This is a genomic window from Halonotius sp. F2-221B, assembly GCF_046719765.1.
In the GTDB taxonomy this organism is placed as follows: domain Archaea; phylum Halobacteriota; class Halobacteria; order Halobacteriales; family Haloferacaceae; genus Halonotius.
The window spans coordinates 1-11,220 of sequence record NZ_JABEBY010000032.1; the positions used below are offsets into that span (position 1 = coordinate 1).

The 11,220-nt window shown below is 47.5% G+C and carries 11 protein-coding genes; 2 read left to right on the forward strand and 9 right to left on the reverse strand.

The features are described from left to right. Nucleotides 1–70: 70 nt before the first annotated feature. Together HKK80_RS14810 and HKK80_RS14815 are read right to left on the reverse strand one after the other, a co-directional pair. Nucleotides 71–775 (reverse strand): cysteine hydrolase family protein, encoded by a 705-nt coding sequence (locus HKK80_RS14810; protein ID WP_411800354.1) that lies wholly within the window; start codon nucleotides 773–775, stop codon nucleotides 71–73. Nucleotides 776–904: 129 nt separating this feature from the next. Continuing rightward, the gene (locus HKK80_RS14815) at nucleotides 905–1,408 is read right to left on the reverse strand and encodes a hypothetical protein (protein WP_411800355.1); all 504 of its coding nucleotides are present in this window, start codon (nucleotides 1,406–1,408) and stop codon (nucleotides 905–907) included. An 81-nt stretch (nucleotides 1,409–1,489) separates the two neighbouring features. Here HKK80_RS14815 and HKK80_RS14820 point away from each other — a divergent pair, with 81 nt between their 5' ends. Then, on the forward strand, nucleotides 1,490–2,164 hold the full coding sequence (locus HKK80_RS14820) for a cysteine hydrolase family protein (protein WP_411800356.1): 675 nt from the start codon (nucleotides 1,490–1,492) through the stop codon (nucleotides 2,162–2,164). Nucleotides 2,165–2,177: 13 nt separating this feature from the next. Here the strand turns inward: HKK80_RS14820 and HKK80_RS14825 are convergent, their stop codons facing one another. Next, entirely contained in the window at nucleotides 2,178–2,834 is a 657-nt protein-coding gene (locus HKK80_RS14825) for an MBL fold metallo-hydrolase (RefSeq protein ID WP_411800357.1), read from the reverse strand. Nucleotides 2,835–2,974: 140 nt separating this feature from the next. Between HKK80_RS14825 and HKK80_RS14830 the strand changes: the two genes are divergently transcribed. Beyond that, on the forward strand, nucleotides 2,975–4,492 hold the full coding sequence (locus HKK80_RS14830; RefSeq protein WP_411800358.1) for an amidase family protein: 1,518 nt from the start codon (nucleotides 2,975–2,977) through the stop codon (nucleotides 4,490–4,492). Nucleotides 4,493–4,509: 17 nt separating this feature from the next. On the opposite strand, the gene HKK80_RS14835 is transcribed toward HKK80_RS14830, so the two are convergent. The 6 genes from HKK80_RS14835 to HKK80_RS14860 form a co-directional block, all read right to left on the reverse strand. Beyond that, complete coding sequence (locus tag HKK80_RS14835) at nucleotides 4,510–5,487, reverse strand: agmatinase family protein (protein ID WP_411800359.1); 978 nt, start codon at nucleotides 5,485–5,487, stop codon at nucleotides 4,510–4,512. 38 nt (nucleotides 5,488–5,525) lie between these two features. Beyond that, nucleotides 5,526–6,332, reverse strand: coding sequence for an ABC transporter permease (locus tag HKK80_RS14840; protein ID WP_411800360.1), 807 nt, complete (start codon nucleotides 6,330–6,332; stop codon nucleotides 5,526–5,528). Further along, complete coding sequence (locus HKK80_RS14845; protein WP_411800361.1) at nucleotides 6,329–7,228, reverse strand: ABC transporter permease; 900 nt, start codon at nucleotides 7,226–7,228, stop codon at nucleotides 6,329–6,331. Before HKK80_RS14845 ends, HKK80_RS14840 begins: the two co-directional genes overlap by 4 nt. Next, the gene (locus tag HKK80_RS14850) at nucleotides 7,228–8,310 is read right to left on the reverse strand and encodes an ABC transporter ATP-binding protein (RefSeq protein ID WP_411800362.1); all 1,083 of its coding nucleotides are present in this window, start codon (nucleotides 8,308–8,310) and stop codon (nucleotides 7,228–7,230) included. Before HKK80_RS14850 ends, HKK80_RS14845 begins: the two co-directional genes overlap by 1 nt. Before the next feature lie 4 nt (nucleotides 8,311–8,314). Further along, entirely contained in the window at nucleotides 8,315–9,505 is a 1,191-nt protein-coding gene (locus tag HKK80_RS14855; RefSeq protein ID WP_411800363.1) for an ABC transporter substrate-binding protein, read from the reverse strand. Nucleotides 9,506–9,808: 303 nt separating this feature from the next. Beyond that, entirely contained in the window at nucleotides 9,809–11,014 is a 1,206-nt protein-coding gene (locus HKK80_RS14860; RefSeq protein ID WP_411800364.1) for a cytochrome P450, read from the reverse strand. Nucleotides 11,015–11,220 lie beyond the last annotated feature (206 nt).

Sequence of the window (11,220 nt, forward strand, 5' to 3'; positions counted from 1 at the left end):
CCTCTCGTATCGGCATCCTCACCATGTCAGACTGCGATCTTGCTGCTACCGTTATCAGGAGAACGGACAACTAGCGAGTATGTACAGGGCCCGTTTTTGAGCTGATCTGCCCTATCTCTTTGACCCTTTGAACTAGTTCGTTCCCCTCATATTCCTCAAGTCGATTCGTGATAGCCTCCATGTCTTGGATACCTCGCGGCTGAAGATAACGCATACATTTGAGCCCTGTCTCGTGGAGATCTTGGGTTGGAGCAGCGGTTGCTTCCTCTGCGACCCGAAATGCGTAATCGTGTTCATGCGCCCCATGAGCAGTGTAGTGGACACAAATATTCGTCATAAATCCAACTAATATTACAGTATCAATGTCATAGGTTCTCAGGAGATGCTTGATTTCTGTTCGATGAAAGAAATTATATCGCCGTTTTTCTATTATATACTCCGCGGGTTCCATATCATTTTCATCAATAGAGAGAATCGGGTCAAACTGTTCGGCGCAAGTGCCAGCAATTCCATGTTCTGGCTCACAAGATTCGATTTCCGCCCCGTAATCTGCAAAATCAGACCGATGTATCTCCTTCCCCCAAATAATAGGGATATCAGCATCTCTAGCGTGCTCAACTATCGTATCGATATTTTCCATAACAGCATCTCTGCCACCAGATACAGATCCAGCACCAGAACTCATTGCCTCCTCACTTTCTGGTGTGGTTTGTTGAGGGTCAACAACAATTAGCGCTGGTGTGTCACCAATCGGATCATCTGTCGTGGGAATCATTATCTGTACCAGCAACTCAGCATATACTCTATTAAATATACATGGTGGGGCCGTATAGATTCAAAATAAGTTAGTTTATTCGATAAAAACAAATGTTTTATTCAATTCTCGCTTGCAGCACAACAGTAGTCAATTCGGTTTCAATGTCTGATAGTCTTCCCAAGGAACATCTCGTCCAGGGTAAATTACCTTCTCAAGAGGCCAGTCCTCCGAAACCCATCGCCTAATACAAGCTGTGATTTGATCAACCAGATCACGCTGGTTTGCGGTCATTGATGTCCAAAAATACACGGCAGCGTCGTAGTCATCGATTTGAGTTGGCTGTATATATAGGCAACCTAGTTCTGTTTCAGTGTCGGGGTCATAGATTGTGTAAGTAAACGAGTCTCGGCGCTGGTGTTCTTTTTGATGCCAAGCAAGGTCTATTCGATTCTGTTCTAGTGTAAGGTCTGTTGGCGGCCACGGGTGATTTGGGCCGAATGTATTCTTAATTCGATCACGGCTTTCCATTACCGCCTCGTAATCTGCTTTGGCGTCTGTAACTTCAAGCGGCCTGATAACAAATAAATCAGTCTTAATTTGTTGCGGTATACAGATATCAGAACTAATCAAATTTGGCGTTTCGAACGGCATCTTAGAAATAAAATCACATTGTACGCGTTTATTACTGGCGATAGATAGCTATTTCTGCCGGTGTAAACAACCATCCGTCAGATGTTACCTACTGATCCCGGAGCAATCGGCAAGACACCTGCATTGCTGGTTATCGATCCTCAATATGACTTTCTTGACCCCGATGGTGCAGTTTATTGTCTATCGTCATCAGTTAGTGATACAAAACAGGTAATCAGAAACATCAATACGCTTGTTGAGACGGCTAGAGAGGCTAGTCTACCGATTATTTGGACAAAAGAGAGTCATCGCCCCGATCACTCAGATTATGGGGCCGAGATGTTTTCAGTGGAACAAGACCACACGATCGCTGAGACCGAAGGTGAAGAGTTTATCGACGAACTTGTGATTCCAGATACGGGGCTCCCAGCTGCCGAATATGTAGTACGAAAGCGACGATACAACTGCTTTCACAATACGGATCTCATGCATTTACTCTCGACATTTGATATTGACACCATTTTGATTGCAGGTGTCACTACAAATGTTTGTGTTCATTACACGGCTCAAGGGGCACATGAGCGAGACTTTGTCTTCAGAGTCATCGAAGACTGCACTGCCGGAACAAGTCAATCGTTGCATGATGCTGCCTTGGAGATGCTAGATTATCTCCAGCCCGGCGGTGTCCAGTCTCTCACGTCTGTAACCGCGGCGTTGGAAGATTTTCCTGGCAATCCAGTAGTTGAGAAAATCAAACGCGATGGTTCAATATTATAGATTCACCCTCATCTTAATCCCACGTTCCCTTATTTGGAAAATCCAAGAATGAGTCAATTTTCTCACGAGCACCCTCGAATACTGATGACCCATGAAAAACAAGACCAATATCGAATTCGTACTCTTGCAGTCGTTCAGCATTCCGCTCTGCTTCGATGAGATCATCTGAATAAAGGGCCTCAACCATGATAAGATACCCTTCTGGAAGGCCACGCCAGTCCGCACCAATCATTGCATCGCCTAGCACGGCTATCGATTTTCCATCTGCAATTAGGGCGTAATTGTCTTGAGTATGTCCAGGGATGTGTACTGCAGTAAATGGGCCGACAGTATCCTCATCTTCATACCGATGATCGGCCCCATATTCTGTTTGTAACTCAGATTGCGCTGGAACATAGGTTTCTGGAGAGTATTTGTCTAGAACAGCATCATATCCTCCAACATGATCGTGGTCGGTGTGTGTCAATAGAAGCCGTTCAGGTGCAATCCCGACAGATTCGAGCCGCTGGAGAAGCTTCTGAGAGGTATCATGAGGCCCAGTATCAATTAGTGTTGGTGTGCCCCAATCAAAAAGGAATGAACGGTAGCGTGCTGGTTCATCTGACAGTGTTAAGTCATACACATCAGGCGCAACTTCGGTGATTGGATCAGAGGTATCTGGATTTGTCATAAGTGGATAATTGGAACACGGCAAATGCATATGAGATACACAACAAAGATAATCAGTTCCCTAATATAAGCCGTATTCCTCTGTAGAACTTTCAGAATATTAGGGAAACCATTGGATAGGCCAGTCTCAAGAGGCTGTACATGGATGCGTATACGAAACTTGCAGAGAATTGGGGCGTAACTGTCGACCAAGCGAATGAAGAAGCGTTTGAGGAAATTCTCAGTGGGATGGAGAATGCCTTTGAGACAATCACTGACAAGGCACAACCAGAATTCGAACTATTGCATGGCTCTCCAGACCAATATGGTGGTCGAGAAGAGCACTGGGAGCCAACTGAGGACTCAGATCCACACAATGCGTGGCTCCACCGATGTTCTATTTCTGGGTCTCCAGATGGGCGGCTCTCTGATCTAAAGGCAGGAATTAAGGACAATATTGCTGTTGCGGGGTTGCCTTGTTCTGCAGGATCGACTGTCCTCTCATTTACTCCTGAGATCGATGCCACAGCGGTGGGGCGGTTACTCAACGCTGGAAGCACTGTCCTCGGAAAACAGAATATGGATGCCTTTGCGATGGGAGATGCAGGTGAGATACAAGATTTTGGCCCGACATGGAATCCTCACGATCCAAGTCGACTGGCAGGCGGCTCCTCAAGTGGGTCAGCTGCGGCTGTTGCAGCAGGCGATTGTGATATATCACTTGGCACTGATCAAGCTGGGTCAGTTCGAAATCCAGCTGCTTGGTGTGGAATTGTTGGCTGTAAGCCAACTTATGGACTGGTACCATACACTGGCGTCTTCGGAATGGACTTTGGAATCGACCATGTCGGCGTGCTCACCCGCGATGTGAGAACGAACGCCCGAGTATTAGAGGTGATTGCTGGTGAAGATCGACAAAATGGCTGTCGGTTGGATCCACGACAACCATACCACTGTGAGGCACAATCTTACGCGGAGAGTGTAAATAAGGAGGTAACGGATCTCACGGTCGGTGTTCTTTCTGAAGGATTTGATTGGCCGACAGCCGATCCGACCGTTGAGACGGTTGTCCGAGATCAACTCGATACACTGGAATCTGATGGGGTCACCCTGAAAACCGTGTCTGCACCGACACATGAGATTGCCGTTGCCATCATCGGTATTGTTGGTGCCCTCGGGGCTCAAAATACGTATCGTCGTGGTGGGGTTGGGACGACATCACCTGGTTGGCACTGGAAAGCCGGTGAGGAAGCGTTCAAACAGGGAATACAAAATAGTGGTAGCGAATTGTCGCCAGCAGTCGTTGCCTCACTTCTGTTCGCTGAACGTTGCCGTCTCAATGGGAACGAATCAATCTACGCGAACGCAAAAAATATCGCGCTTACCCTTGATCAAGAATATCAAAGCTGTCTTGATGAATGTGACGTGTTAGCTATGCCGACAGTACCATTTACAGCATTGTCGCCAGCTGAAGACAAAGTCACCCAAGTTAATCGATTGGCTAAAATCCCAGTTAATACAGCGGGCTGCAATCAGACTGGCCACCCAGCACTGTCTGTGCCCTGTGGAACTGTTGATGGGCTCCCTGTCGGACTCCAATTGATTGGATCAAAATTTGATGAAGAGACGCTCTATCAAGTTGGGCAAGCTCTTGAAATCAAGAACCCCTACAACGAATAAAAAAACCAGCCCAGTAGCTAACAGAATTTGCTTTCGAAAAATCGAGTGACGGCATTTGCTCCCAACATCGCTGTGGTCTCACTATCATCGTCAAGTGGCGGCGAAACCTCAACAAGATCCATTGCCCCAATCGCATCACAGCTACCAAGTAAATCCATGGCTCGAAGGAGTTGAGCACTCGTGAGGCCACCAGGTTCGGGAGTTCCGGTACCCGGTGCGTACGCTGGATCAACAGCATCAATATCCACAGTCAGGTACACAGCCTCAGTATTTTCAGAAGCATGGTTAATTGCGGCTTCTATTGCTTCATCGATACCGTTTTCACGAACATCTCTGGCATATTTGACGAACAGCCCATCAGACTCGATGAGATCCTCAAAGCCTGCTCGCTCATAGCCACGGATGCCAACCATTGCATGGTTCGCATAGCTCCCGGAGTCTAACTCATTGATACAGGCCATTGGAGAGCCATGCCAGTGATCGCCGTAGAGATCATCACCTTCGATTGTGTCGCTGTGGGCGTCTAAATGGATGAGTCCGACATCCCCATCGATTGTTTCCGCAAACCCGTCAAATGCGGGATACGTGAGGTAATGATCGCCTCCAAGCATGATCGGAAACGTTGTTTCAGCGATTGTCTTTGCGTACCCTTTGACCTGTCTTCGCGTTCGTTCAACGTCATTTGGAACAGTCGGTACATCTCCACAGTCTCGTATGTTTACCTCTGTATGTGCGACGTGTCGGTCAGTATCTGCGTTGTATGCCCCTTCGGAACCGCCGGCAAAGTGGTCATACCATGCACTCGCCTGTCGGAGCTTCTCAGGGCCGTACCGTGTTCCTGGTCGCCGAGACACCGTGCCGTCAAATGGAGCCCCATAGACAGCCACATCGGTGTCAGCTGTAAGAGCCGCTGGCTCAGTCGACGGTGATTTGAGGAACGTACCGGTATTTGCAAATGCCAGTTCTGGAAGATCGTTGTAGTTTGTTTCTGTCATGTATTGTGTTCTCCTATTGTGATTTGATCGTCGTTGAGCTATTCCCAGAGACCTCCTGCGAGATAATCAGCTACGGTCAGTGCCGCGAAGGTAACTATGATAAACAGCAGGCTAACCACTGCAATAGTCGGTGAATAGCTGTATCGAAGACTGGTGAATATCTGAATTGGTACGGTCTGAATAGCGAATCCAGATAGTAACCATGCGATGATGTATTCGTTCAGTGAAAGGATAAACGCAAACAGGAAGCCGGCGACCACATTGGCCCTAATAAGCGGGAACGTGATCGTTCGAACAGTAAGCAGTTGTGAAGCTCCCAAGTTGCGCGCTGCTTCCTCAAAGCTTTGATCAAGCTCAGCTAAGCCCTGACTGATAAGAATAAACGGGAACGGTGTGAGGAAAATGGAGTGAGCGATAATGAGGTTCCAGATATTGCCAGAGCTATCAATGGTGATAAAGAATGCCATAAACATGACACCGACGATAACCGGTGGAAGCATGATCGGAAGCGTGGCGGCAGCCGCCAACGCCTTTCCAAATTGGTAATCGTATCTATCTAAGCTGTAGGCCGCAGTCCCACCGATGGTAGTTGCAATCAATGCGGCTGGAACCGCAACGAGTACACTGTTTTGTATGGCCCCAATCCAACTGGTAAGTTCGCCGAACCATCGAAGCGAAAATCCTTCTGGCGGAAAAACTAGAAACTCACCGCTGGTGAAGGCCATTGCTGAGATAACTATCAACGGTGACAACACAAACAAAAGAACGAGCCATGCAAAGGCTCGCAACAAACCTCCCACAAGTTTGTCTCTCACGTTGAGACCCTTGCTCTTCGCTAAGCTCATAGTGATCTCCTCCGACCTGCACTGGTTAGGTACCAGCCTGTGCCAAGGATAATCCCGACTACGATTAGCAAGACGATGCTAATTGTAGCCCCGTAGGGAATGTTTCCCTCAACACCAACCTGGTTCCCGATAAGCACAGCGAGTGTCCACTGTGGTGGGTTTCCTAGGATCCGTGGTAAGACGTATACACCCAAAGAGAGCACGAAAACTAACATCGATCCGCTGATGATCCCACTTTTTGTCAGTGGTAGTGTCACCTCTCGGAAGGTTCTGAGAGGCCGGGCACCGAGACTTCGAGAAGCCTCCTGCAGGCTCTTGTCGACATCTCGAATGCTCGTGTACAGTGTCAATACCATAAATGGTAGGAATACATAAACCATCCCAATGACCAAAGCGAAGTAACTCGGAACAAGTGCGACGGGTTCTTCAAGAAGACCAATTGCCGTTGCGATGCTCGGAACAATACTATCACTTGACAGTAGTACTTGCCACGCAAAGGCACGAATAATGAATGTCAAAAACAGCGAAGAGACAATTATTGAGAGGTAAACCCGTCGCCACAGTTCGTTCTTCAGCGTGGCGATATAGTACGCAAGGGGATACCCAATAGCCAAACAAAGCCCTGTTGTCAGCCCAGCAACTCTGAGCGTGTATAGCATCCGGCCTTGGAAGAGATCACTCCCGATAAATCGAACGTAGTTTTCAAGCGTGAATGCAGGCTCGAAAAATCCTCCCTCAACATTTTGGAACGTACTAACAACCACTAGTAGTAGGAGCGGTACCACAAAGAATAGGCTGAGTGTGATTGCAGGGTAAGATACAATCAGGTACTTGGCACGGGGGAAAACATCTGTCTCAGTGATTCTCTCACTGAGTGTTGATTTTTCAGTGCTCATTAGTGTAATAGTAAACAGTCATCAGCTGACAGCCGAAGGCTCACATCAGTGCCCTCTTCGGCGTTAGTTTCCGAGACTCTCTGAACACCCACAACAGTATCTCCATCGGCTGTCTGTACGTGATACTCAATTTGATCGCCGGTGTATCGTCGTACAGACACAGTGCCATCAAAGACAGTGCTCTGATCGCCAGCCCCATCGGTAGCCGTCTTGTTGTCAGTAACTGTCAGATGTTCCGGTCTGAAGACGACCGACACTGAATCGTTGATGGCAAGATCTTCGGTGTCTTTCGACTGAATCGTCGTAGTACCACAGTCAACTGTTGCGGTCTCTTCGTCGATTGATGAAACCGTTCCAGTGAATATGTTTGCGGTTCCTACGAAGTCAGCCACAAACGGCGTTATTGGATTTGAATAGACTTCCTCTGGGGGGCCAATTTGCTCGAAGTGACCTTCATTCATTACGACAATTCGATCCGACATCGTCAACGCCTCTTTCTGGTTGTGTGTGACGAGGATCGTCGTGATATCGAGTTTCCGCTGGATACTCCGTAACTCAACTTGCATCGTCTCTCGGAGCTTTTTATCCAAGCTCGCCAACGGCTCATCAAGCAGGAGTACATCTGGTTCTGGTGCTACTGCCCGAGCCAGTGCGATTCGTTGCTGTTGGCCTCCGGAGAGTTGATCCGGCATACGATCCCGAGTTTCTGGCAACTCAACCAACTCCAGCATCTCATCGACTCGTTCGTCGATGTAATCGTCCTCGTAGTCACGTACCTTCAGCCCATAGGCAATGTTTTCAGCGACGGTTTTGTGCGGAAAGAGTGCAAAATCCTGAAACACCATTCCGATATCACGTTTATCTGGAGGCACCGTGTTCACACGATTATCATTGATGCCAACAAAACCCTCAGTGGGCTGTTCAAATCCAGCAATCGTACGTAGTGTGGTCGTTTTTCCACACCCACTTGGTCCAACTAAGGTCAAAAACTCGCCGTCGTCAACGACAAGTGAGACATTACTCACCGCTTCAACGCCACCTGGATACCGCTTTGTGATTCCCTCTAAGACTACTCGTGACATACTATTATTGCTGGACGATTAGCTCGTTCCACAATTGGTTGACCAACTCTTCTTGTTCGACGTACAGCTCGAAGTTCGGAATGATTGCCTCTTCAATACCAGGCCCAGCGGCCTTTTCATAATCCTCGTCGCTAAGTTCGCTGTATTGCTCTTCGATAGCCGGGAAAGTGAACAATTCTTGTGTGATTCTGTCTTGTACCTCCGGACGCGATGCGTAATCGATGAGTTGCCTTGCTGCCTCGGTGTTCTCAGTTGTTCGTGGTGAAACCCAACGACCGGAGCCGAGGACGGCACCTTCATCGGGGAATGTGCTTTGGACAGGTGCATCCTGTGTAACTCGGAGAACTCGTGTGATATCGTGGTATAGCATTCCTGCTGGGATCTCACCATCCGCCAAGCGGGATTGGAAATTTGCCTCATTGGTGTACCAAAGAGCTGCCTGTGGGACGATCCCACTGAGCTCCTCGAAAACTTCTCTGATCCCTTCCTCACTTTGGAGTAGTTCTTGCCCACTCAACCGAACTTCTGCAGTAATATCCGGAAGGAAGCCAGTCACAGCTGGAGACATCATTGCTAGTTGCTCCTCGTACTGTGAGTCCCACAAGGCATTCCAAGAGGTGAGGGGGCTATCAAACTCCTCAGTATTATGAACTAAGTTGATAAACCATCCCATTGATCCGACACCAATAAGATCGCCATCATCTCGGGTAATCAAGTCGTCTTCAATGTACTGTGTGTTTTCGAACTCATCTGCGCTCCATCGGTGCCACAGATCAGAATTAATCCCACGGAGTACCCCTGGAACAGTCATAATGAGCAAATCAACTGGAGCATTTCCACTCCGAACAGCCCCTTCCAGGTTTGGTATTACCTCCGCAGCCCCACCTTGAGCCTCTGATTGGGTCGTGATACCAGTCTCTTCCTCAAACGGTGCGAAGAGAGCATCATCAAGAATGTCTTTGAACGCACCTCCAAATACAGAAACAGTAAGTGAATCGCTTCCACCACCACCGTTTCCACCGCCTCCTCCTGAGCAACCTGCCAAGGCTGCGGTTCCAATGCCCGCAGCAGTCGCCGCTAGTACTTGGCGTCGTGATCGGCGGTAGTCTCGGGGAGAAGCACCTCCGTCGTTATTTTCACTTTCGGTTGTTTTTGGTTCATTTCTTACGTTTTTATCCACGTCTTGTCCAGACATACGGATCACGTAGTCGAATTCTGATCCACATATTAAACCGCTTCCCTGAAATAGATAGAAGAAATAAATTACTACAACTATGCATAGATTGTTGCGGCTTGTATGAACTAAACAGGTATCACCCTAATGAATGATATAATATAAGGTAAGAGGCATAGAAATGATATTTTTCTTTCTTAATACCGGCACCGGCAGCTAACACCTCAAGCGATCAAAAACAGAAAGCGACGTCAAAAGCTACCGTAGAAGTCTACGGATGAGCAAAACGAGTGGTTCGGGATTTGAGCCTGAGTCAGTTCACCTTCAGGATGGGGAAGAGGAAAATTGAACTGGCATCTTGTCGAATCCAAGCTTCGATGCCTTTGGCTTTGGGATCAGATTACTATAGTCGATATCTACTTGCGGAAGCCTATCAAACAACGTTTCCAACACAATCGGAGCTTCAAGTCGTGCGATTGGGGCACCAATGCAATTGTGGGATCCGCTTCCGAACGCAAGATGATCAGGATCTCGGTAAGGATCAAATATGTCTGGATCCTCAAATTTTTCAGGATCACGGTTTGCTGCGCCGATCCATAGGATGACAGTTTCGTCAGCGGGGATCGTCGTTTCTCCTAACGTAATTTGATTTGTTGTTCTCCGTGCTCGGGCTTGAAGTGGACTCCTGTACCGGAGAATCTCCTCAAGTACCACGGATAAATTATAATCGTCAATTTCAGAGATATAATTCCGTTGATCTAATATATACACTGCATTGGTTAGCAGCTCAGACATTGTTCCCTGTCCAGCGAGCGCAAAATCAAAACAGTTTGATCCGATTTCCTCTGGGGTTAGCTCCGTTTCTGTGCTAAGCTGAGAAATAAGATCATTTTGTGGATTTGCCTGACGCTCATCAACTAACCCTTTGAAATACTCAGCGGCACCAGCCATATGGCCACCTTTTATACTTGCTTTGTCGCTATCCTCACTTGTCATAACTGACCGAAACGTTTCTAACCATTCCAGTAGTTGTTCGTGGTCATCCTGGGGAATGCCGATGAAGTCCATAATAACCCGTAGCGGGACAGGAACAGCAAAGTCTTCAACAAGATCAAGTTCACCAGTATCAGCCGTCGCTGTATCTAACTGGCTTTCTGTAATTGAGACAATTGAATCCTCAATCCCCTGCAACATGCGCGGGCTGAAATATTGAAACAGTTCTCCTTTTACCTGTTTGTGGCTTGGCCCATCAGACCAAACCATACCCGTATCAAAATACGAAAGCGGATCGTCTGTTTCTTCCTCTGTTAATTGTGGTCTACAGAGGGCTTTATTATCCTGAAGCCCTTTTTTAACGAGTTCGTAGCTAAATACATCATATACACCTCGATTGGGATCATGCTGGATTGGTGCTGTGCTCCGTTTGTTGTGATACCAATCAAAGGGATCATGTAGTGCTTCATTGGAACGCAACCCCTTTGGTAGTGAGTCAGCTTCTTTACCATCTACTACTTTGGAATCAGATGCCATATGTAATCTGGTAGCCCCACTTCGCTTAAATCTTTCCAGGTTACAGACCAAATTGAATAAATTAGACTGTATTCTACGTGTTTTTCTATCTTGTATGAGAAGTTTGTCTCAGTTGTTATCTGTTTATATTCGCTAGTTGTCCAATCTGTCATAACGGCCCAATGGCTGACACGTAGTATTGAGTGAAAGCGGGTGAATCAGGTGAC

Bases quoted from the DNA above. Each gene is read 5' to 3' on its own strand.
- HKK80_RS14825 (WP_411800357.1), bottom strand. From the start codon at position 2,834: ATGACAAATCCAGATACCTCTGATCCAATCACCGAAGTTGCGCCTGAT.
- HKK80_RS14860 (WP_411800364.1), bottom strand. From the start codon at position 11,014: ATGGCATCTGATTCCAAAGTAGTAGATGGTAAAGAAGCTGACTCACTA.
- HKK80_RS14840 (WP_411800360.1), bottom strand. From the start codon at position 6,332: ATGAGCTTAGCGAAGAGCAAGGGTCTCAACGTGAGAGACAAACTTGTG.
- HKK80_RS14835 (WP_411800359.1), bottom strand. From the start codon at position 5,487: ATGACAGAAACAAACTACAACGATCTTCCAGAACTGGCATTTGCAAAT.
- HKK80_RS14855 (WP_411800363.1), bottom strand. From the start codon at position 9,505: ATGTCTGGACAAGACGTGGATAAAAACGTAAGAAATGAACCAAAAACA.
- HKK80_RS14815 (WP_411800355.1), bottom strand. From the start codon at position 1,408: ATGCCGTTCGAAACGCCAAATTTGATTAGTTCTGATATCTGTATACCG.
- HKK80_RS14850 (WP_411800362.1), bottom strand. From the start codon at position 8,310: ATGTCACGAGTAGTCTTAGAGGGAATCACAAAGCGGTATCCAGGTGGC.
- HKK80_RS14810 (WP_411800354.1), bottom strand. From the start codon at position 775: ATGATTCCCACGACAGATGATCCGATTGGTGACACACCAGCGCTAATT.
- HKK80_RS14845 (WP_411800361.1), bottom strand. From the start codon at position 7,228: ATGAGCACTGAAAAATCAACACTCAGTGAGAGAATCACTGAGACAGAT.
- HKK80_RS14830 (WP_411800358.1), top strand. From the start codon at position 2,975: ATGGATGCGTATACGAAACTTGCAGAGAATTGGGGCGTAACTGTCGAC.
- HKK80_RS14820 (WP_411800356.1), top strand. From the start codon at position 1,490: ATGTTACCTACTGATCCCGGAGCAATCGGCAAGACACCTGCATTGCTG.